Annotated in this window: 21 protein-coding genes; 10 read left to right on the forward strand and 11 right to left on the reverse strand. The window is 71.1% G+C overall.

What is annotated here, in order from left to right; all coding sequences use genetic code 11:
• Nucleotides 1–220 precede the first annotated feature (220 nt).
• Nucleotides 221–868: a DUF3043 domain-containing protein gene (locus tag IE317_RS40630; RefSeq protein ID WP_191316674.1), complete on the reverse strand. Its 648-nt coding sequence runs from the start codon at nucleotides 866–868 to the stop codon at nucleotides 221–223.
• A 148-nt stretch (nucleotides 869–1,016) separates the two neighbouring features.
• On the opposite strand from IE317_RS40630, the gene IE317_RS40635 reads away from it, so the two are divergent.
• The gene (locus IE317_RS40635) at nucleotides 1,017–1,394 is read left to right on the forward strand and encodes a HesB/IscA family protein (RefSeq protein WP_004562664.1); all 378 of its coding nucleotides are present in this window, start codon (nucleotides 1,017–1,019) and stop codon (nucleotides 1,392–1,394) included.
• 91 nt (nucleotides 1,395–1,485) lie between these two features.
• Here the strand turns inward: IE317_RS40635 and IE317_RS40640 are convergent, their stop codons facing one another.
• Nucleotides 1,486–1,656, reverse strand: a complete 171-nt coding sequence (locus tag IE317_RS40640) for a hypothetical protein (protein ID WP_191316675.1) — start codon at nucleotides 1,654–1,656, stop codon at nucleotides 1,486–1,488.
• 147 nt (nucleotides 1,657–1,803) lie between these two features.
• Between IE317_RS40640 and IE317_RS40645 the strand changes: the two genes are divergently transcribed.
• Nucleotides 1,804–2,796, forward strand: a complete 993-nt coding sequence (locus IE317_RS40645) for a carbohydrate kinase family protein (RefSeq protein ID WP_191316676.1) — start codon at nucleotides 1,804–1,806, stop codon at nucleotides 2,794–2,796.
• 19 nt (nucleotides 2,797–2,815) lie between these two features.
• Here the strand turns inward: IE317_RS40645 and IE317_RS40650 are convergent, their stop codons facing one another.
• A complete protein-coding gene (locus IE317_RS40650; RefSeq protein WP_229903182.1) occupies nucleotides 2,816–3,472 on the reverse strand; it encodes an alpha/beta hydrolase in 657 nt (218 codons plus the stop codon).
• A 57-nt stretch (nucleotides 3,473–3,529) separates the two neighbouring features.
• Entirely contained in the window at nucleotides 3,530–5,464 is a 1,935-nt protein-coding gene (asnB, locus tag IE317_RS40655) for an asparagine synthase (glutamine-hydrolyzing) (protein ID WP_191316677.1), read from the reverse strand.
• A gap of 185 nt (nucleotides 5,465–5,649) precedes the next feature.
• On the opposite strand from asnB, the gene ctaC reads away from it, so the two are divergent.
• Both ctaC and IE317_RS40665 read left to right on the forward strand, forming a co-directional pair.
• The gene (ctaC, locus tag IE317_RS40660) at nucleotides 5,650–6,594 is read left to right on the forward strand and encodes an aa3-type cytochrome oxidase subunit II (protein WP_191316678.1); all 945 of its coding nucleotides are present in this window, start codon (nucleotides 5,650–5,652) and stop codon (nucleotides 6,592–6,594) included.
• A gap of 32 nt (nucleotides 6,595–6,626) precedes the next feature.
• Complete coding sequence (locus IE317_RS40665; RefSeq protein ID WP_191316679.1) at nucleotides 6,627–7,046, forward strand: cytochrome c oxidase subunit 4; 420 nt, start codon at nucleotides 6,627–6,629, stop codon at nucleotides 7,044–7,046.
• Between the two features lie 67 nt (nucleotides 7,047–7,113).
• Here IE317_RS40665 and IE317_RS40670 read toward each other — a convergent pair whose 3' ends face one another.
• Nucleotides 7,114–8,073 carry a GlxA family transcriptional regulator gene (locus IE317_RS40670; RefSeq protein ID WP_191316680.1) on the reverse strand — a complete coding sequence of 320 codons (960 nt, stop codon included), beginning with the start codon at nucleotides 8,071–8,073 and terminating at the stop codon, nucleotides 7,114–7,116.
• An 83-nt stretch (nucleotides 8,074–8,156) separates the two neighbouring features.
• Between IE317_RS40670 and IE317_RS40675 the strand changes: the two genes are divergently transcribed.
• The gene (locus tag IE317_RS40675) at nucleotides 8,157–9,095 is read left to right on the forward strand and encodes a DMT family transporter (protein WP_191316681.1); all 939 of its coding nucleotides are present in this window, start codon (nucleotides 8,157–8,159) and stop codon (nucleotides 9,093–9,095) included.
• Here IE317_RS40675 and trpD read toward each other — a convergent pair.
• The 3 genes from trpD to IE317_RS40690 form a co-directional block, all read right to left on the reverse strand.
• Nucleotides 9,088–10,122 carry an anthranilate phosphoribosyltransferase gene (gene trpD, locus IE317_RS40680; protein WP_191316682.1) on the reverse strand — a complete coding sequence of 345 codons (1,035 nt, stop codon included), beginning with the start codon at nucleotides 10,120–10,122 and terminating at the stop codon, nucleotides 9,088–9,090. The genes IE317_RS40675 and trpD overlap by 8 nt on opposite strands.
• A gap of 5 nt (nucleotides 10,123–10,127) precedes the next feature.
• Nucleotides 10,128–10,538 carry a response regulator transcription factor gene (locus IE317_RS40685; protein ID WP_191316683.1) on the reverse strand — a complete coding sequence of 137 codons (411 nt, stop codon included), beginning with the start codon at nucleotides 10,536–10,538 and terminating at the stop codon, nucleotides 10,128–10,130.
• A gap of 62 nt (nucleotides 10,539–10,600) precedes the next feature.
• Nucleotides 10,601–11,014 carry a hypothetical protein gene (locus IE317_RS40690; RefSeq protein ID WP_191316684.1) on the reverse strand — a complete coding sequence of 138 codons (414 nt, stop codon included), beginning with the start codon at nucleotides 11,012–11,014 and terminating at the stop codon, nucleotides 10,601–10,603.
• A gap of 95 nt (nucleotides 11,015–11,109) precedes the next feature.
• On the opposite strand from IE317_RS40690, the gene ctaE reads away from it, so the two are divergent.
• From ctaE to qcrB, 4 genes are all read left to right on the forward strand, one after another.
• Nucleotides 11,110–11,733 (forward strand): aa3-type cytochrome oxidase subunit III, encoded by a 624-nt coding sequence (ctaE, locus tag IE317_RS40695; protein ID WP_191316685.1) that lies wholly within the window; start codon nucleotides 11,110–11,112, stop codon nucleotides 11,731–11,733.
• A 61-nt stretch (nucleotides 11,734–11,794) separates the two neighbouring features.
• Nucleotides 11,795–12,613 carry a cytochrome bc1 complex diheme cytochrome c subunit gene (gene qcrC, locus IE317_RS40700; protein ID WP_191316686.1) on the forward strand — a complete coding sequence of 273 codons (819 nt, stop codon included), beginning with the start codon at nucleotides 11,795–11,797 and terminating at the stop codon, nucleotides 12,611–12,613.
• The gene (qcrA, locus tag IE317_RS40705; protein ID WP_191316687.1) at nucleotides 12,610–13,776 is read left to right on the forward strand and encodes a cytochrome bc1 complex Rieske iron-sulfur subunit; all 1,167 of its coding nucleotides are present in this window, start codon (nucleotides 12,610–12,612) and stop codon (nucleotides 13,774–13,776) included. The genes qcrC and qcrA overlap by 4 nt, the downstream gene beginning before the upstream one ends.
• Nucleotides 13,773–15,455: a cytochrome bc1 complex cytochrome b subunit gene (gene qcrB / locus IE317_RS40710; protein WP_191316688.1), complete on the forward strand. Its 1,683-nt coding sequence runs from the start codon at nucleotides 13,773–13,775 to the stop codon at nucleotides 15,453–15,455. The genes qcrA and qcrB overlap by 4 nt, the downstream gene beginning before the upstream one ends.
• Before the next feature lie 61 nt (nucleotides 15,456–15,516).
• Here the strand turns inward: qcrB and IE317_RS40715 are convergent, their stop codons facing one another.
• Both IE317_RS40715 and IE317_RS40720 read right to left on the reverse strand, forming a co-directional pair.
• On the reverse strand, nucleotides 15,517–15,798 hold the full coding sequence (locus IE317_RS40715) for an Lrp/AsnC family transcriptional regulator (RefSeq protein WP_191316689.1): 282 nt from the start codon (nucleotides 15,796–15,798) through the stop codon (nucleotides 15,517–15,519).
• A gap of 45 nt (nucleotides 15,799–15,843) precedes the next feature.
• Complete coding sequence (locus tag IE317_RS40720) at nucleotides 15,844–16,581, reverse strand: maleylpyruvate isomerase family mycothiol-dependent enzyme (RefSeq protein ID WP_191316690.1); 738 nt, start codon at nucleotides 16,579–16,581, stop codon at nucleotides 15,844–15,846.
• A 44-nt stretch (nucleotides 16,582–16,625) separates the two neighbouring features.
• On the opposite strand from IE317_RS40720, the gene IE317_RS40725 reads away from it, so the two are divergent.
• The gene (locus IE317_RS40725) at nucleotides 16,626–17,531 is read left to right on the forward strand and encodes a MerR family transcriptional regulator (protein ID WP_191316691.1); all 906 of its coding nucleotides are present in this window, start codon (nucleotides 16,626–16,628) and stop codon (nucleotides 17,529–17,531) included.
• Nucleotides 17,532–17,810: 279 nt separating this feature from the next.
• On the opposite strand, the gene IE317_RS40730 is transcribed toward IE317_RS40725, so the two are convergent.
• Nucleotides 17,811–19,514, reverse strand: coding sequence for a DEDD exonuclease domain-containing protein (locus IE317_RS40730; protein WP_191316692.1), 1,704 nt, complete (start codon nucleotides 19,512–19,514; stop codon nucleotides 17,811–17,813).
• Nucleotides 19,515–19,574 lie beyond the last annotated feature (60 nt).

The raw sequence follows: 19,574 nt of genomic DNA on the forward strand, positions 1-19,574 counted from the left end.
CCGCGTCAAGGCGGGAAAGCGTGCCTTGACCCGGCGCCACCGGCCGTGTTGGGGCTTCGGATCGGGGTTGCGGGGGGGGTCTGGGTGGGTGCGGGTCTGGCTGTCCTCGTCCCGTTTCTCGTAAACGACTCTTCCATGACACCAACCTGGGCAGCGCTGTCCGTCGTGAACAGCAAGAAGCCGGGTCGAGCGTCGCTCGACCCGGCTTCTCGAAACCAGCTCAGTTCGGGATCGGGTCCCCCGGCTTCAGCCGCGGCTTCGGCATCCGCAGCCGCCGGATCTGGGACGCCCGGACGAACGCGTACCAGCCGATCGACCGGCCGTTCACCGCTTCCTTCGGGAACTTCTCCCGCACCAGCTTCGCGATCTTCCGGCCGTTCACGAAGCCCTCGATCGCCATCACCAGCAACATCGCCGTGCACAGCAACGTGATGTACGACTGCACCTGGGGCAGCGGCACCAGCAGCGCCAGGAACACCACGATGGCCAGCGGCATGAACAGGCCGAGCAGGTTGCGCCGGCTGTCGACCAGGTCGCGGACGTACCGCTTGACCGGCCCCTTGTCGCGCGGCAGCAGCGCGCTGTCGTCGCCGCGCATCATCGCGTCGCGGCGGGCCTTGGCGGCCGCCCGGCGGTCTTCCTTGGTCTGGGGGTTCGCCTTGCGCAGCTCCTTGTTGCGCTTCATCGCCTCACGCATCGTCGTGGGCGGCGGCGCCACCGGGCCACGGCGCTTCGCCTCCGCCTCGCGGCGCTTCGGCGTAGCCTTGCCCTTACCGGGCGTGTACGCCTTACCGGCGACGTCGACGGCTTCGGCCGTCTCCGGCTCTTCGGCGGCGGTGTCTGTGGTGCTTCGGCGCAGGAACCTCACCTCACCAGGGTATTGCAGGCGTCACGCCGCCGTTCACCAGGTCGATCCATGTGCGACCATGGTGGGGGAACAGATCGGACGTCCCCGGTGTTGAGCACGTCAGCACGAGGAGTATCCGCAGCGAGTTCGACTTTGATGAGGGAGTGCCATGACGACCGCTGAGCACGCCGGCGCGACGCAGGCCGAGACCGCCGAGGAGACCCACGGCGTCACGTTGACCGACGCCGCGGCTTCCAAGGCGAAGGCCCTGCTCGAGCAGGAGGGCCGCGACGACATGCACCTGCGCATCGCCGTCCAGCCCGGTGGCTGCGCCGGCCTGCGCTACCAGCTGTTCTTCGACGAGCGCACGCTCGACGGCGACCTGTTCCGCGACTTCGACGGCCTCAAGGTCGCCGTGGACCGGATGAGTGCGCCGTACGTGTCGGAAGCCGTCATCGACTTCGTGGACACGATCGAGAAGCAGGGCTTCACGATCGACAACCCGAACGCCACCGGCTCCTGCGCCTGCGGCGACTCGTTCCACTGAGCCGTCGGTCCGAAGAGCCGCAGCACGCGAGAAGGCCCCGTCTCCCGGAAGGGAGGCGGGGCCTTCTGGCGTTGCTGCGCAGATCAGGGGATCAGACGTAGGCGTCGAGCTCGGCCACCTGGGCGTGGCACGCCTCGTCGACCTGCCACGGTTCGGCCGTGACGAGGGGCGTCGGAAGGCTTTCGGCCTGGAGCGTCGCCGGGATGAAGGCGCAGTCGGCGATCAGCTCGGACAGGGTCTCGGGTTCGGTGACGGCGTTCACGATTCGTAACGCTATTGATCCGCTCTCGACTGGAAAAGGAGTACCAGCCGGTAGTGTCGGCGGGGTACGCGCGAACTACCCGGATGGGTCATGACCCGGGGGTAATTTCGCGCCTTTTGCCGTGAGGTCGACCAGAAGGAGCAGCCGGTGGCAGACAGGGCCAGGATCGCGGTGTCCGGCAGTATCGCGACCGACCACCTCATGCACTTCCCGGGCAGGTTCGCCGAGCAGCTGGTCGCCGAGCAGCTGCACCGCGTCTCGCTGAGCTTCCTCGCCGACGACCTGGTGGTCCGGCGCGGCGGCATCGGCGCGAACATCGCCTTCGGCCTCGGGGTGCTCGGCGTCCAGCCGGTCCTCGTGGGCGCCGTCGGCGCCGACTTCGCCGACTACCGCTCCTGGCTGGAGCGGCACGGCGTGGACACCTCGGGCGTGCACGTGTCCGAGGTCGCGCACACCGCGCGGTTCGTCTGCACCACCGACGAGGACCTCTGCCAGATCGCGACGTTCTACGCCGGCGCGATGGCCGAGTCCCGCAACATCGAGCTGTCGCCGATCGCCGAGCGCGTCGGCGCGCTGAGCCTGGTGCTGATCAGCCCGGACGACCCCGAGGGCATGATCCGCCACGCCGAGGAGTGCCGGCAGCGCGGATACGCCTTCGCCGTCGACCCGTCGCAGCAGCTGGCCCGGATGACCGGCGAGCAGGCTCGTGCGTTCGTCGCCGGCGCGAAGTACCTGTTCAGCAACGACTACGAGTGGGAGCTGCTGCTCCAGAAGACCGGCTGGACCGAGGCCGACGTCCTCGACCAGGTCGGCCTGCGGATCACGACGCTGGGTGAGAAGGGCGTCGAGATCGTCGGCAAGGACGGCGTCGCCCTGCAGATCGGCGCGGTCCCCGAGCGCACGAAGGCCGACCCGACGGGCGTCGGCGACGGCTTCCGCGCGGGCTTCCTGGCCGGCCTCGACGGCGGTCTCGGCGTCGAGCGCGCGGCTCAGCTCGGCTCGCTGATTGCGGTGCTCGTGCTGGAGACGGTCGGCACCCAGGAGTGGACGTTCGACCGCGCGGAGGCGCTGGCCCGCATCGGCGAGGCCTTCGGCCCGGACGCGGCGGAGGAGATCTCGGCGGTCCTCCCCGCCGCCTGACCGGGCCGGCCGTGGGTGCTCAGCCCGGCTGGGCACCCACGATCAGCCGGGCCAGCTCGGCCGGGCGCGACACGTGCGGGCAGTGCCCGGCGTCGATCAGGACCGGCTCGACGCCGAGCCGGTCCCGCGCGGCGCGGGCCATCCACTCCGGCCGGAGCGTGCGGTCGGCGGTGGGCACCACGACCGTCGAGGGGATCGAAGGCGCCGGCCCGGCCCGCCGGGTGGGCAGCGAGGGCGGGTGGAACAGCCGCAGGGTTCCGTGCGCCCAGGCCCGCGTCTCGTCGTCGCAGTCGTGGAAGAGGAAATGATCGGCCACGGCCGGGTCGCGGGTCGGGTCCACGCCGGCCCACTCCGGGTGGATGATCGTCAGCGCCTCGTCGGCCAGGCTCCCGCCGCCCGCGAAGTCGGGGATGTACGCGCCCACCCACACCAGCCGGGCGGCGTCGAGGGCGGCGCCGATTGCCGGGAGCAGCACCCCGGCGCCGGAGTGCGCGACGACCACCGGGCGCCGCGGGTGCGGCACCTGGCGGCGCACCAGCCCGGGGAAGTCCGGCCCGTCGCCGCCGAGCAGGTCGACCGGGAACGTCCGGTGCCCCGCCAGCTCCCGCTCCAGCAGTGCCCAGCCCGCCGGGCTCTGCGTCGTCCCGTGCACCAGCACGAGGTCCACTTCGACCACCCCCGAAAGCGTCGAAGCCACCCTACGGACGCAGGGTGGCTTCGACGGGGAGTTCGCTCAGAGCTTGACCGGGTAGACCGGCTCCGGGATCTCCGGCTTGATGCGGTGCTCGACGAAGATGCCGTGCCACAGCATGAACACGATCAGCGCCCACAGCTGGCGGCTGCGGTCCAGCTGGCCGGCCTTGTGCTCCTCCAGCAGCGCCAGGATCGCCTTCTTGTCCAGCAGCTCCTCGGTGCGCGAGTCGCTGATGATCCCGCGAGCCCAGTCGTACATCTCGTTGCGCAGCCACAGCCGGATCGGGACCGGGAAGCCCAGCTTGCGGCGGTTGAGCACGTGCGCCGGGATGATCTTGGCCAGGGCCTGGCGCAGCGCGTACTTCGTCGTGCCGTGGGCGAGCTTCTGGTCCAGCGGGATCGACGCCGCGACCTTGAACACCTCGGCGTCGAGGAACGGCACCCGCAGCTCCAGCGAGTTCGCCATCGTCACCTTGTCGGCCTTGACCAGGATGTCGCCGCGCAGCCACGTGTAGAGGTCGACGTGCTGCATGCGGGCCACCGGGTCCCAGCCGCGCGAGACCTCGTACCAGGGCGCCGTGACGTCCTTGAAGCCGACGCCCTCCTGATACGTGCGAAGGACGTTCCGCAGCTGGTCGTCGCGGAAGTTGCGGGCGTTGCCGTAATAGCGGTCCTCCAGCGGGAGCGCGCCGCGGCGCAGCAGGTCCTTGCCGCGGGTGCCCTCGGGGATCTTCGTCGACACCTTGCCGATCAGCTTCCGCATGCCGCCGGGGATCTTCTCGAACGGCGCCAGCGAGATCGGCTCGTTGTAGATCGTGTAGCCGCCGAACAGCTCGTCCGCGCCTTCGCCGGACAGCACCGCCTTGACGTGCTTGCGGGCCTCGCGGGCGATGAACCACAGCGGGACCAGCGCCGGGTCGGCCACCGGGTCGTCGAGGTACCAGACGATGAGCGGCAGCACCTCCATCATCTCGTCCGCCGACACTGTGCGGACCACGTGCTTCACGCCGATCGCGGCGGCCGACTCGGCGGCGACGTCGACCTCGGAGTAGCCCTCGCGCTCGAACCCGGTGGTGAACGCGATCAGGTTCGGGTTGTGCTCCTTGGCCAGCGTGCAGGTGGCCGTGGAGTCGATGCCGCCGGAGAGGAACGCGCCCACCGTGACGTCGGGGTCGGAGATCATGTGCTTGCCGACCGAGTCGCGCATCACATCGGCGATCCGCTGGTACAGCTCTTCGGCCTCGGCGGGCCCGTGGACCGGCTTCGCGCTGAACTGCGGGTGGAAGTAGCGCGTGAACTTCGCCTCACCGCCGGGCACCACCTCGAACGACGTCCCGGACTCGACGCGCCGGATCGCGGAGTGCAGCGACTCGGGCTCGGGCACGTACTGCAGGACCAGGTAGTGCTGCAGGGCCGTGCGGTCCAGCTCCTGCGTGACGCCGAGGACGTCCGACAGCTCCAGCAGGCTCTTCTTCTCGCTCGAGAACGCCACGCCGCCGGGGCCGGCCGAGTAGAACAGCGGCTTGATCCCGAAGGGGTCGCGCGCGCCGAAGACCCGCTTCTCCTGCGAGTCCCAGATCATGAAGGCGAACATGCCGCGCAGGCGCTTCACCCAATCGGCGCCGAGGTAGTGGAAGCCGGCGACGATGGCTTCGCCGTCCCCCTCGGTCTCGAACTTCGCGCCGTGCTGCTCGGCGAGTTCCGCCCGCAGCTCGAGGTAGTTGTAGATCTCGCCGTTGAAGTTCATCGTGTACCGGCCCGGCGCCTCCGGCGGGCCCCAGACCAGCGGCTGGTGCGCGTGCTCGACGTCGATGAAGGCGAGCCGGTTGAAGCCGTAGACGACCTCGGCGTCGGCCCAGGTGTCCTGCTCGTCGGGGCCGCGGTGGCGCTGGCAGCGCATGGCCGCGCCGACGGCGTCACGCGCGTTCGCCGCGCCGGTCTCGGTCGCGCAGATCAGTCCAAGCAGGCCGCACACGGGTACTCACACACCTTCAGGGTCTTCGCCGGGCTGGGGGAAGGCCCCAGTATGCCGGGGCCCAGGTGGCGAGTAACACGCACGTCGATGGTTACCCCTTGGTCAGCAGGATGGGCCAACTCGGCTAGAGTCCGGCTGTCACAAAGATCGGTCGTAGGAGGCTCTGGGTGAAAGGGCGAGGCGCAGTGGGACAACCCGAGCGCACCCTGGGGAAGCGGACCGTACGCGTCGCCGCGCTGGCCGTGCTGGTCGCGCTGACCGCGACGGGCTGCTCCGGCGACGAGATCCTGCGGTTCGGCTGGCCGGTCGGTGTCACCGAACAGGCGAACCAGATGCGGACGCTCTGGACGTGGACCGTGGTCGCGGCGCTGGTCGTCGGCGTCATCGTGTGGGCCCTGATCTTCTGGACCGCCACGTTCCACCGCAAGAAGAAGACCGCCGACGGCGAGCCGGAGGAGCTGCCGCGGCAGTTCCAGTACAACATCCCGCTCGAGCTGTTCACGGTCGTCGTGCCGACGATCATGGTCTGCGTCCTGTTCTTCTTCACCGCGACGACGGAGTCGAAGGTCCTCGACAAGGTCCCGAACCCGGACGTCAAGGTCCAGGTCGTGGCCTTCCAGTGGAACTGGGAGTTCAAGTACGAGGACGCCAACGCGGCGAAGCCCGACGGCAGCGGCCAGGTCAGCACGGTCGGCTCGTCCGGCGAGATCCCGCTGCTGGTGCTCCCGGTCGGCAAGACCATCCAGTACGACCTGGTCTCCACCGACGTCATCCACTCCTTCTGGGTGCCGGAGTTCAACTTCAAGCGGGACGTCATGCCGAACCCGGAGAAGAACAACCAGGACAGCTCCTTCCAGAACAAGATCGACCGCGAAGGCTCCTTCGTCGGCCGGTGCGCGGAGCTGTGCGGCACCTACCACTCGGTGATGAACTTCGAGGTCCGCGCGCTGTCGGCGGACAAGTTCGACCAGTACATCGCGCTGCGCAAGCAGGTGAACCCGGCGACGGGCCAGACGTTCACCGCGGCCGAAGCGCTGGCCAAGATGAACTGCGGCGAGCTGTGCACCCCGCACGCGGTGACCACCCAGCCGTTCAACACCGACCGCACGGCACGCACCGCGTCCAACTGACGCCCAGCGGACAACAGGAGTAGGAAAAGACCATGAAGGTCGAAGCCCGCATCTTCTTCATCGTGGCGATCTTCGCCGTGTTCATGGCGGGGGTCTACTGGGTGTGGACCGCGCTGGCCGCGACCCACGGTGCCGAGCCGGTGGGCATCGTCGCGCTGTTCCTCACCGGCGGCCTCGCGTTCCTGGCGGGCAGCTACATGCAGTTCGTCGCCCGCCGCATCGAACCGCGCCCGGAGGACCGCGAGGACGCCGAGATCAGCGACGGCGCGGGCGAGCTGGGCTTCTTCAGCCCGGGCAGCTACTGGCCGATCGGCATGGCGGCCACCGCGGCGCTCGCGGCCGTGGCGCTGGCGTTCTTCCACATCTGGCTGCTGGTCATCGCGCTGGTCGCGCTGCTCATCACGATCGGCGGCCTGGTGTTCGAGTACCACACGGGCCCCTCGCACGACTGAGTTCCGATTCGCCGAACCGGCCGTCACGCACCCGCGTGGCGGCCGGTTTCGTGTCGCGGTAGGGCGCTCAGCCGCGGAAGGCCGTGCGGTAGGAGGACGGGCTCGTCCCCCGCAGGCGGCTGAACTGGTGCCGCAGCGCGGCCGCTGAGGCGTACCCGCACGCCGCCGCGATGTCCTCCACCGACAGCCCGCCCTCCTCCAGCAGCGCCTGGGCGCGGTCCAGCCGCCGCTCGGTCAGCCAGCGGTGCGGCGTGGTGCCCGTGGCCGCCGAGAAGCGGCGCAGGAACGTCCGCTCGCCCAGCCCGCTGCGGCGGGCCAGCTCCGCCACCGTGAACGGCTGGTCCAGCCGCCGCTCCACCCACTCCAGGGCCTCCGCGACCACGGCGTCGTCGCCCGCCGCCGTCGCCGGCACGGGCGCCTGGACGAACTGCGCCTGTCCGCCCGCGCGGTGCGGGGCCGCCACCATCCGCCGGGCCAGCGTCGTGGCCGCCGCGACGCCGCGCAGCCGGCGGACCAGGTGCAGGCACAGGTCGACCGCCGCGACCGTGCCCGCGCTGGTCAGGATGCCGCCGTCGTCGGCGTACAGCGCCTGCGGGTCCACCTGAGCTGTCGGGAACCGCTGCCGGAACTCGGCCTCGTAGACCCAGTGGACCGTGCAGCGGCGGCCGTCGAGCAGGCCCGCGTAACCCAGCGAGAACACGCCCGCGCAGAACCCCGCCACCCAGGCGCCCCGCCCGGCGGCGTCGCGCAGGACGTCCAGCACCGGTTCGGGCGGCGGCGCGGTCCGGGGTGCGCACGTCGGCACGATCAGCAGGTCCGCCGACGCCGCGAAGTCCAGGTCTCGCAGGCCGGAGAGCCCGAAGCCGGACCAGCTGTCGACGCCGGAACCGCCCGGCGAGCAGACGGCGAAGTCCCAGCCCGCGATGCCGTCGGCGCTGCGGTCGGTGCCGAAGACCTCGCACGCGACCCCCAGCTCGAACGGCGAAACGCGGTCGGCGAGCACCACGGCGACCCGGTTGACGTCCATGGCGGCCAGTGTGTCACAAGTTTTGCGGCCGTTGTCATCTCTGACACTGGTCGCGGGGATCGAGTGCGACGAACCTGGTCGGCATGACGAACTCCGAAACCCGCCCGCTGCTCCAGTGGTCCGCGGCGATGGCGATGTCCGGCACGATCGGCGCCGTCGTCCTCGAAAGCGGCGCGGCTGCCCCGGCCGTGGCCTTCGCCCGCTGCTTCGTCGGCGGCGCGCTGCTCGTGCTGTGGTGCCTCTCCCGCGGCTGGCTGCAGGCCTGGCGGCCGTCCCGCCGCGACCTCGGCCTCGCCGTGCTGGGCGGGCTGTTCCTGGTCGGCAACTGGGTGCTGCTGTTCGCCTCGTACGCGCTGTCGTCGATCTCGGTCAGCACGGTCGTCTACCACACCCAGCCGCTGATCCTGGTCGGCCTGGCGGCGGCCTTCCTCGGCGAGAAGGTGGCGAAGAGCCACCTGGCCCGGGCCGCGATCGCGTTCGGCGGAGTGGCGTTGATCTCGCTGTCCGCCCACGGCGAGGACGGCAAACCGGTGCAGCTCGCGGGCATCGCCCTGGCCCTCGGTGCGGCGGTGCTCTACGCGGGAGCGTCCTTCGTCGCGAAGCAGCTGAAGCACATCCGCCCGCACCTGCTGGCCGCCGTGCAGACGACGGTGGGCGCGCTGGTGCTCGCACCCCTGCTGCTCGTCACGCCCCTGCCCACGACGACTTCCGGGCTGCTGTGGCTGGTTCTGCTGGGCACGGTCCACACGGCACTGATGTACGTGCTGATGTACGCGAGCATCGGCAAGCTGCCGACGACGACGGTGGCGCTGCTGTCCTACCTGTACCCGGTGGTGGCGGTGCTGGTGGACATCGCGTTCTACGGCCACCGTCCGAACTGGCCGGAGGCGCTGGGCATGCTCGCGGTCCTGGCGGCCGCGCTGGCCCCTCAGCGCCGCCGCCGGGCCGCCGCACCGGAGAAGCCGGCCGGTGCGGCGGCCGAGCCGGCCGTGCGCTGCCGAGCGGGTGAGCAGGTCAGCTGAAGGCGATCCAGCGGTCCAGCAGCGCGGCCGCGGCACCCGAGTCGATCGCCTCGGCCGCCCGCGTCAGGCCGGCCCGCAGGTCGTCCTCCAGGGACTCCGAGAAGCCCGTGAAGGCCGCCAGCGCCGCCGCCGCGTTGAGCAGGACGGCGTCGCGGACCGGGCCCGGCTTGCCGCCCACCAGCTCGCGGACCACCTCGGCGTTCGCCGCCGCGTCGCCGCCGCGCAGGTCCTCCGCCGTCGCGCGGGCGATGCCCACGGACGCCGGGTCGAAGCTGCGCTCGGTGACCGTGCCTTCGGAGACCACCCACACGGTCGAGGTCGTCGTCGTGGTGATCTCGTCGAGGCCGTCGTCGCCGCGGACCACCAGCGCGCGCGTGCCGCGGCGGGCGAACGTCTCCGCCAGCACCCGCGTCTTGTCCGGGTACGCGCAGCCGATCAGCGCGGCGTCCGGCTGTGCCGGGTTGGTCAGCGGGCCGAGCAGGTTGAACGTCGTCGGGATGCCGAGCTCGCTGCGCACCGGGCCGGCGTGCCGCAGCGCCGGGTGGAACGCCGAGGCCAGGAAGAACCCGATGCCGACCTCGGTGAGGCTGCGCCGCACGTCCTCCGGCGGCAGCGAGATGGTCACGCCGAGCGCCTCGAGGACGTCGGCCGCGCCGGATTTCGAGGACGCGCTGCGGTTGCCGTGCTTGGCCACCGGCGCGCCCGCCGCCGCGGTGACGATCGTCGCCATCGTCGAGATGTTCACCGAGTTGGAGCCGTCACCGCCGGTGCCGACGATGTCGACCGCCGGGCGGTCCAGCTCGACCCGCTTGGCGTGCGCCAGCATCGTGGCCGCCATGCCGGCGATCTCCTCGGGCGTCTCGCCCTTGGCGCGCAGCGCCACCGCGAACCCGGCGATCCGGGCCGGGCTCGCCGCGCCGCTCATGATCTGGTCCATCGCCCACGCCGTGTCCTCCGCGGAGAGGTCGGCGCCCGCGATGAGCTGCTTGAGCAGGGGTGGCCAGGTGCGGGGGACCGGGGTGGACACCGGGCTCAGCCGTTCACGACGGGGACCCGTCGCGCGCGCAGCACGTCGGCGACGGTCTCCGCGGCGGTCAGCGGGTCCAGCGGGTGCACCAGCACGGCGTCCGCCTGCGACCAGGTGGCCAGCCACCGGTCGTCCCTGCGCCGCACCGCGACCACGATCGGGGGGCAGTCGGCGATTTCACTCTTCAGCTGGCGGCACAGGCCGATGCCGCCGGTCGGCTGGGCCTCGCCGTCGAGGATCGCCAGGTCGACGTTCCCCTCGTCCACTTCGGCCAGCACGTCGGCGATGCCGGCCGCCTCGACGTACTCCACGCGCGCCAGGTCCGCCGCCGGACGACGGCCGACCGCGTTCACGATCGCCTCGCGCACCTCCGGCTTGTGGCTGAACACCAGGACCCGCATCGACTGCTCGCCCATTGAGCACGCCCTCTCTCGTCACCGCACGACTCGCACGCCGATCGTATCGGCCGAGACCGACATCACGCGGTCGGCTCCGGCTGTTGCGCGTCCCAGCCCAGCGCGTCGCCGCCCAATCGTTGCGCGAGGCCCGCCATCCGGGACCGTTCCTGGGCGCAGTGCAGGGCGTCGAGCACCTGGACGCGCACCGCGAGCACCCGCGCCGGATCTCCCGAGTCGGTCTGTTCTCGCAGCTCATAGCCGTCCTGGGCGAGGATCGACGCCGCCTCTTCGAGCCGGTCCGGCGGCAGCAGCAGGTGGTGCCGCAGGACGGCCGGTGCCGTGCTGACCCAGCCGGGTGAAGAGGCGAGGACGGCGGAGTCCGCGACGGCCGGGTCGAAGGCCTCGGCGACGATCTTCAGCCCGGGCGCGTCGACGCTCAGACCGGGCGTTTCCCGCTTCTTGACCAGGTCAAGCAGGCGGTCGAGTAAACCCATGAGTAGCTCTCACCTTCCCGGGCATCCGGTGTGATCGGTTACGCAGACGGCTCGCCGTGGACCCACCCGGCGGAGCGGCGGTGCGAGAGGACATAATGCGACGCGTGACAACGGCAGCTCCCACCATCAGTCAGCGGGTCCACTCGCTGAACCGGCCGAACATGGTCAGTGTCGGCACCATCGTGTGGCTTTCCAGCGAGCTGATGTTCTTCGCCGGACTGTTCGCGATGTTCTTCACCGTCAAGGCGCAGAACTCGTCCGGCCAGTGGCCGCCGCCGCTGCACGACGAGCCGTTCCACCTCAACGTGGCGTACGCGATCCCGTTCACGGTGATCCTCGTGCTGTCCTCGCTGACCTGCCAGTTCGGCGTGTTCGCCGCCGAGCGCGGCGACGTCTACGGGCTGCGCCGCTGGTACATCATCACGTTGATCATGGGCGCGATCTTCGTCGGCGGCCAGGCCAACGAGTACCACAACCTGGTCGAAGAGGGCATGACGATCCCGTCCGGCCCGTTCGGCACGGTGTTCTACCTCGCCACCGGGTTCCACGGCCTGCACGTCATCGGCGGGCTCATCGCCTTCGTGTACCTGCTCATCCGCACGAAACTGAGCAAGTTCACGCCCGCCCAGGCCACGTCGGCGATCGTCGTGTCCTACTACTGGCACTTCGTCGACATCGTGTGGGTCGGCCTCTTCGGTGTGATCTACCTCCTTCCGTAGGTCCCACCAGCCGCCACCACCTTCACCATCGGCCTGAACTGACAGCAAGGGTTGCCGCAAGATGACCACCAGCACCAAGTCCTCGGAGCGCCGCTACCGCGCGCGGTCGAAGCTGCGGAGGCGGTTCGCCGGCCTGCTCGCGCTCGGCATCGCGCTGGTGGGCGCCGGCGCCCTGTACGCCGTGTTCGCCCCGGAGCCGCAGACCGCGCAGGCCCAGGGCACGCCGGCGCAGCTGCGCCTCGGCGAGCAGGTCTACAACAACACCTGCATCGCCTGCCACGGCGCGAACCTCGAGGGCGTGCAGGACCGCGGCCCGAGCCTGATCGGCATCGGCGACGCCGCGGTGTACTTCCAGACTTCTTCGGGCCGCATGCCGGCCGCGCGCCAGGAGGCGCAGATCGAGCGGAAGCCGCCGAAGCTGACCGAGGCCGAGATCGACGCGGTCGGCGCCTACATCCAGGCGCACGGCGGCGGTGTCCAGCGCCCCGCCGAGAAGGGCGAGGCCCTGCGCGGCGACGACCCGGCCCGCGGTGGCGAGCTGTTCCGCCTCAACTGCGCGTCGTGCCACAACTTCACCGGCCGTGGCGGTGCGCTGTCCGCCGGCAAGTACGCGCCGAACCTGGACCCGGCCAGCGAAGAGCAGATCTACACGGCCATGCTCACCGGCCCGCAGAACATGCCGAAGTTCTCCGACCGGCAGCTGTCGCCGGAGGAGAAGAAGGACATCGTCGCCTACGTGAAGTCGGTGTCGGACGGCAACAATGACCCGGGTGGTAACGGCCTCGGCGGGGTCGGCCCCGCTTCTGAGGGCGTCATCGCCTTTATCGTCGGGATCGCCGCGCTGATCGGCGTGACGTTGTGGATTGGATCGAAGGCATGAGTGCCGAGGGGCCGAAGCCGCCGTCGGAGGCGGAGCTGGCTGAGATGGACCGGGACCAGCTGGTCAAGCTGGGCGGGGCGCTCGACGGCGTCGAGATCGTCGAGTACCCGACCCCGTGGCCCGTGGAGGGCACCCGCGCGGAGAAGCGGGCCGAGCGCCTGGTCGCGTTCTGGTTCGGCCTGTCCGCGCTGGCCGGGATCGGGTTCGTCGTCTCGCTCATCTGGTGGCCGTGGAAGTACGAGGCGCCGGACAACGAGAGCGGCCACTTCTGGTACAGCCTCTACACCCCGATGCTCGGCATCACGCTCGGCCTGGCCATCCTCGGCCTGGGCATCGGCGTGATCCTGTACACGAAGAAGTTCGTGCCCGCCGAGGTCGCGGTGCAGCAGCGCAGCGACAACGACGGCGCGGGGTCGGCCGAGGTCGACCGCCAGACGATCCTGGCGCACCTGGCCGACGCCGGGAACCGCAGCACCATCGCCCGCCGCTCGCTGATCAAGCGCTCGGCGATCGCCGGTGCGGGTGCGCTGGGCCTCGCGGCCGCGGCGCTGCCCGTCGCGTCCTTCATCAAGAACCCGTGGAAGGACAGCGAGTCCCGCGACTCGCTGTGGCACACCGGCTGGCAGCCGAACTTCCCCGGCGAGAAGGTCTACATGCGCCGCGCCACCGGCAAGCCGGTCGAGGTCGAGCACGGCAAGGAGACCGAGATCTCCCTGGTCAAGGCCGAGGACCTGGACGCCGGCGCGATGGAGACGGTGTTCCCGTTCCGCGAGTCCGAGCGCAACGACGCGGAGGCGCTGGCCAAGGCGCTGACCCGGGTCGACAACCCGGTCATGCTGATCCGCCTGCGCCCGACCGACGCCGCCAAGGTGGTCAAGCGGGCCGGCCAGGAGGACTTCAACTTCGGCGACTACTACGCGTACACGAAGATCTGCAGCCACGTCGGCTGCCCGACCTCCCTGTACGAGCAGCGGACCAACCGCATCCTGTGCCCGTGCCACCAGTCGCAGTTCGACGCCCTCCACTACGCCAAGCCGATCTTCGGCCCGGCGACCCGTCCGCTGGCCCAGCTACCGATCACGGTGGACGAAGAGGGATACTTGATCGCGCGAGGCGACTTCATCGAGGCCATCGGTCCGGCCTTTTGGGAGCGTAAGTCATGAGTTCACTCACCACGCCGACCAAGGGCTCGAGTGCTGTCGAGCGGCACCTGGGCGAGGCCGCGAACAACGCCGACCAGCGGTACCACCTGGCCAAGGGCCTGCGGCACCAGATGAACAAGGTGTTCCCGACCCACTGGTCGTTCCTGCTGGGCGAGATCGCGCTCTACAGCTTCATCATCCTGCTGCTCACCGGTGTGTACCTGACGCTGTTCTTCGACCCCTCCATGCAGGAGGTCGTCTACCACGGCAGCTTCAAGAACATGCAGGGCCTGGAGATGTCCCAGGCGTTCCGCACGACGCTGGACATCTCGTTCGACGTCCGCGGCGGCCTGTTCATGCGGCAGCTGCACCACTGGGCCGCGCTGATCTTCGTCGCGTCGATGGCCGTCCACATGCTGCGCATCTTCTTCACCGGTGCGTTCCGGCGGCCGCGTGAGGCGAACTGGGTGATCGGTGGCCTGCTGCTGATCCTGGGCTGCTTCGAGGGCTTCTTCGGCTACTCGCTGCCGGACGACCTGCTCTCCGGTACCGGTATCCGCGCGACGCTGTCGGGCATCGTGCTCTCGGTGCCGGTGGCCGGCACCTGGATCCACTGGGCGCTGTTCGGCGGGGAGTTCCCCGGCGACCAGATCATCCCGCGCCTGTACACGCTGCACATCCTGCTGATCCCGGGCATCATGCTGGCCCTGGTCGGAGCGCACCTGGCGCTGGTCTGGTACCAGAAGCACACGCAGTTCCCGGGCGTGCGCCGCAAGGAGACCAACGTCGTCGGCGTCCGGATCATGCCGTACTTCGCGCTCAAGGGCGGGGCGTTCTTCACCCTGGTCGTGGGCGTGCTGGCGCTGATGTCGGGCCTGTTCCAGATCAACCCGGTGTGGAACTTCGGCCCGTACAACCCGGCGCAGGTGTCGGCGGGCTCGCAGCCCGACTGGTACATGGCCTGGGCCGACGGCATGCTCCGGATCTGGCCGGCGTGGGAGGTCTACCTCGGGAACTACACGATCCCGGCGGTGTTCTTCCCCGGCGCGATCGGCATGCCCATCCTGTTCGGCCTGCTGCTGACCTACCCGTTCCTCGAGCGGAAGCTGTCCAAGGACACCGCGCACCACAACCTGCTCCAGCGGCCGCGTGACGCACCGGTCCGCACGGCGCTGGGCGCGATGGCGCTGGGCTTCTTCATGGTCATCGAGCTGTCCGGCTTCAACGACATCATCGCCGACCAGTTCGACATCTCCCTGAACGCGACGACGTGGGCGGGCCGCATCGGCGTGCTGATCGTGCCGCCGCTGGCCTACTACTTCACCTACCGCATCTGCCTCGGCCTGCAGCGGGCCGACCGCGAAGTGCTGGAGCACGGTGTCGAGACGGGCATCATCAAGCGGCTGCCGCACGGTGAGTTCATCGAGATCCACCAGCCGCTGGCGGGCGTGGACAGCCACGGCCACGCGGTCGCGCTCGAGTACCAGGGCGCGTCGGTGCCGAAGAAGATGAACAAGCTGGGTTCGGCCGGTCACGCGGTGCCGGGCACGTTCTGGTCCCCGGACCCGGCCGAGGAGACCGCGGCGCTGCAGCGGGCCAACGGCAACGGGCACTCCGGAGCCGAGAACGGCCAGCACGGCCAGCACGGCGAGTTCGACTCCGCCGAGACGGCGTCGACCGCGAAGCAGTCGGACCACTAGGTCCACCCACGACGAAGGCCACCTCCCGCGGGAGGTGGCCTTCGGTCGTTTCGGGGGTCGTTCAGTCTTCGACGCCGATCGAGAAGGCCGATTCGGTGTCGGCGCGGCTGTAGGACCGGAACGCGATGTGCGTGACGGTGTCCAGCACCCCCGGCACCTTGCCGATCTTCCCGGGGATCAGGTCGGCCAGGTCCTCGTGCGTGGACACCTGCACGGTGGCGATGAGGTCGACGTCCCCGGCGCACGAGTAGACCTCGCCGACACCCTCGATGTCGGCGATCGCCTGCGCCGCGTCCGGGATCGCGTCCGCCTCTGCCTGGATCAACACGATCGCGGTGATCACCTGGGTCCTCCAAGACTCGTCTGCGGGTGTCGCCCGCGATCCTAGCTACGCCGCGGTGTGGGCCAGCCAGTGCGCGGCGAGTGCTTCGTCGCCGGCGATCGTGACGCGGTCCGCCGGGAGGCGCCGGGTGAACACGAGCAGGAGGTCAGCGACCGGGCCGGTCAGCGTCACGTCCGCGGGCCGGCTTTCCCGCGTCCACCGGACGCCGTCGGGGGTGCGGGTGATCAGCCAGCCCGGGCCCTCGCCGGGGTCCAGGAGGAGGGTCTGGCCGGTGCCGCGCAGCTCGGCGAAGCCCGGCTTGAGGCTCGCCGTGACGGGGTCGGACAGCAGTTCCAGCCACTCGCTGATCGCGTCGGCGGCGAGGTCCGGGGCCACGGTGAAGCCCTTGCCGGCGGCCAGGGCCGCGTCGGCGTGGTGGACGGTGGTGTCGTGCAGCATCCGCCGCAGCCAGAACCCGGCCGGTTGCGGGCCGAAGAACGTCCACACCGGGGTGTCGCCGGCGGCTTGGACGGCTTCTTCGAGGTCCGCGGCGCCTTGGTTCAGCCAGTCCGACCACTTGCCGGGAGTGCCGGGGTCGGCGTCGAACGGGTCCGGGACCGGCGAGGGGCCGGTCCGGACGATGCTCGCGGCCCAGCGGTGTTCCTGGCCGACGTGGCCGACGAGCACCCGCAGCGGCCACTCCGGGCAGGTGGGGACTCGTCGGTCCGGATCGGCGTTCTCGACGGCCGCGGCGAACCCGGCGGTGTGCTCGCGGAGGCCTGCGGCGAGTCTCGTGGTGTCCATGGCCGTACCGTAGGAATTCCACCCGGCTGGAGGTTCGACGGAAGGTGACCGGAAACACACTGGGGATCGGCGAGCTGGCGCGCCGGACCGGCGTGCCCGTCCGCACGATCCGGTTCTACTGCGACGAGGGCGTGCTCGAACCGGTGCGCAGCGCCGGCGGCCACCGCCGCTTCGACGGCCCGGCGATCGACCGGCTCACCCTGGTGCGCCGCCTGCGCGGGCTCGGGCTGGGCCTGCGCCCGATCACCGACGTCCTCACCGGCCGCCGTTCCCTGGAGGAGGCGGTGGCGGCCGAGCGGACGGCCCTGGACCGCGAGCTGGCGACCCTCAACTGGCGGCGTTCGGTGCTGCGGGCGGTCTCGGAGGTGGCGCCCGCCGACCGCGCGGCGCGCCTGGAGCTGCTGTCCGCGGTCGAGGACGGGTATTCGGCGCACGAGACGCTGGTGCGTCTCTGGCGCCCGATGACGATGGGCCCGATCCCGCCGGACACGGCCCGCATGTTCCTGGACATGAGTGCCCCGCGGCCGCCGTCCCAGCCGACGACGGGCCAGGTGGTGGCGTACGCCGAGCTGGTGCTGCTCGCGGCGGACGCCCGCCTGGCGTCTTCTCTCGCGGAGAGCACTCTGGCGGGCCACGACCGGATCGCGGACCTGGGCGCGCTCCACGCGGAGGTGGGGGAGGCGTGCGTCCAGGCGGCGGTGCGCATGGCGGCCGGAGCCCGCCCGGCCCCGGGGCCGGAGCTGGACCGGTTCGTGGCGGCCCACGCGGCGGCCCTGGGAGCGGCGGACAGCCCGGCGTTCCGCCGGGCGCTCAACCACCGGACGGCCCCGGACCGCACCCCGCGGCTGAGGCGCTACTGGCACCTGGCGGGGGAGATCACGGGGGAGGAGGCCCCGATGGGCCTCGCCCACACCTGGCTCCTGGACGCCCTGAACACCTCAGTCGCCTGACCCACCCGGTCACCCCGCGTACCTGGAGGGTCGGCCCGCGTACCCAGGCGGTCGGCCTGCGTGCCTGGAGGGTCGGCCTGCGCACCCCCACGGTCGGCTCGCGTCCTGGACGGTCGGCCTTGGACCGACCCTTCCGGTACGCCCCTGCGGAAGGCGGGGCGCGGCGAAGCCGCGGGGGTTAGGCGGCGAAGGATGTCTGGATGCAGTGAATGACTCATTCCTGGCGTCCGACGCCAGGAATGAGTCATTCACTGCGTTGGGGCGCGGCGGCCGATGCTGTCAGTGGATGTGTTCCAGGGAGTGGGCGTCCGCGACCAGGTCGAGCCATCCCCGCCAGCCCGCCACCGCCGCCGGCTCCGCCCACGGCCGGGTCGTGCGGACCAGCCTGACCCCCGGCCGGGCGAGCCAGCGCAGCAGCACCCCCACCTCCTCCGGCGGCGCTCCGTGCAACGGCCCCGGCTCCGGGAGCACCGTCTCCGCCGACGCCACCAGCGCCTCCACCACCGGCATCGGCGGCACCCCGCGCCGGGCCACGCCCGCCGAGGCCAAGCGGCCGTAGCGGATCACCGCCAGCTCCCAGCCGCCCGCTCCGTCCGGGCCCGCCGCGATCAGCTCGCCGATCGACGCCAGCGACGCCTGCCGGTGGGCCCGGCCCAGCGCCCGGATCAGGCCCGCCAGCTCATCGCGGTGGCGGGCCGCCTGCTCGTAGTGCTGACCCGCCGCCAAGCGCTCCACGTGGGCCGCCGCCGTGTGCAGCGGGCCGCCGTCCACACCCGCGATCAACCCCGACACCGACTCGACCGCCGGGCCGTACGCCTCCACGCTCTGCCGTCCCGCGCACGGCGCTCCGCAGCGCCCCAGCTCCGCCAGCACGCAGGGGGTGCCGTTCGCCGACCGCGGTGAGATGCGCTGGGTGCACGTCCGCAGGCCGGACGCCCCGGCCAGGGTGTCCGCCGTCACGCGGGCGTCCGCCTGGTTGCGGAACGGGCCCAGCACCCCCGGCCGCGGCAGGCGGACCACCGACAGCCGCGGGAACGCCTCGTCCGTCAGCCCGATCCACCAGCCCTGGTGCCGGTTCTTCGACCGCCGGTTGTACGCCGGCCGGTGGGCCGCGATCAGCCGCAGCTCCCGCACCTCCGCCTCCAGCGCGTGCGCGCACACCACGTGGTCGACGCGCTCGGCGAGCGCCACCATCTCGCGGATCCGGCTGCGGTTCTCCGAGCCCGTGAAGTACGTCCGCACGCGCCGCCGCAGGTCCTTCGCCGTGCCGACGTACAGGACCTCGTCCTTCGGCCCCTTGAACAGGTAGACGCCCGGCGCCGCGGGCAGGTCCGCCGCCAGGTGCCGCTTCGCCCGCTGGGCGACGGTCACCTCCGGCAGGTAACCCATCAGCTCCTCGAGCGAGTGCACGCCCAGGTTCCCGACCCGCTCCAGCAGGCCGTGCAGGACGTCCACGGTCGCCCGCGCGTCGTCCAGCGCGCGGTGCGTCGGGCGCGTCCTCGCCCCGAACAGCAGCGCCAGCGCCGTCAGGTTGTACCGCCCGACCTCGTCCCGCGGCACCACCCGCCGCGCCAGCCGGACCGTGCACACCACCGTCAGCTTCGGCCACGCGTACCCGTGCCCCTCGCACGCCGCCCGCATGTGGGAGGTGTCGAAGCCGGAATTGTGCGCCACCAGCACCGCACCCCCGATGAACTCCAGGAACGCCGGCAGCACCTCCTCGATCGGCGGCGCGTCGTAGACCATGGCCTGGGTGATCCCGGTCAGCGAGACGATCTGCGGCGGGATCGGCGCGCCCGGGTTCACCAGCGTCGCGAACTCACCCAGCACCTCGCCGCCGCGCACCTTCACCGCCCCGATCTCGGTGATCCCCGACGGCCCCGGCGGGGCCCCGGTCGTTTCGAGGTCGAAGACGACGAAAGTGGTGTCCCGCAAGGGAGTTCCGAGCTCGTCGAACGCGAGCTGAGCCTGGACCGAACGCATGAGCGGGACTGTAGGGGTGACCACCGACAGTTTCCGCGCGCCGCCGGTCCGTGTGGTGCG

This window comes from Amycolatopsis bullii (genome assembly GCF_014654205.1).
In the GTDB taxonomy this organism is placed as follows: domain Bacteria; phylum Actinomycetota; class Actinomycetes; order Mycobacteriales; family Pseudonocardiaceae; genus Amycolatopsis; species Amycolatopsis plumensis.

Bases quoted from the DNA above. Each gene is read 5' to 3' on its own strand.
- IE317_RS40685 (WP_191316683.1), bottom strand. From the start codon at position 10,538: ATGGGCGAGCAGTCGATGCGGGTCCTGGTGTTCAGCCACAAGCCGGAG.
- qcrB (WP_191316688.1), top strand. From the start codon at position 13,773: ATGAGTTCACTCACCACGCCGACCAAGGGCTCGAGTGCTGTCGAGCGG.
- IE317_RS40665 (WP_191316679.1), top strand. From the start codon at position 6,627: ATGAAGGTCGAAGCCCGCATCTTCTTCATCGTGGCGATCTTCGCCGTG.
- IE317_RS40690 (WP_191316684.1), bottom strand. From the start codon at position 11,014: ATGGGTTTACTCGACCGCCTGCTTGACCTGGTCAAGAAGCGGGAAACG.
- IE317_RS40670 (WP_191316680.1), bottom strand. From the start codon at position 8,073: ATGGACGTCAACCGGGTCGCCGTGGTGCTCGCCGACCGCGTTTCGCCG.
- IE317_RS40730 (WP_191316692.1), bottom strand. From the start codon at position 19,514: ATGCGTTCGGTCCAGGCTCAGCTCGCGTTCGACGAGCTCGGAACTCCC.
- qcrC (WP_191316686.1), top strand. From the start codon at position 11,795: ATGACCACCAGCACCAAGTCCTCGGAGCGCCGCTACCGCGCGCGGTCG.
- ctaE (WP_191316685.1), top strand. From the start codon at position 11,110: ATGCGACGCGTGACAACGGCAGCTCCCACCATCAGTCAGCGGGTCCAC.
- IE317_RS40720 (WP_191316690.1), bottom strand. From the start codon at position 16,581: ATGGACACCACGAGACTCGCCGCAGGCCTCCGCGAGCACACCGCCGGG.
- IE317_RS40675 (WP_191316681.1), top strand. From the start codon at position 8,157: ATGACGAACTCCGAAACCCGCCCGCTGCTCCAGTGGTCCGCGGCGATG.
- IE317_RS40635 (WP_004562664.1), top strand. From the start codon at position 1,017: ATGACGACCGCTGAGCACGCCGGCGCGACGCAGGCCGAGACCGCCGAG.
- qcrA (WP_191316687.1), top strand. From the start codon at position 12,610: ATGAGTGCCGAGGGGCCGAAGCCGCCGTCGGAGGCGGAGCTGGCTGAG.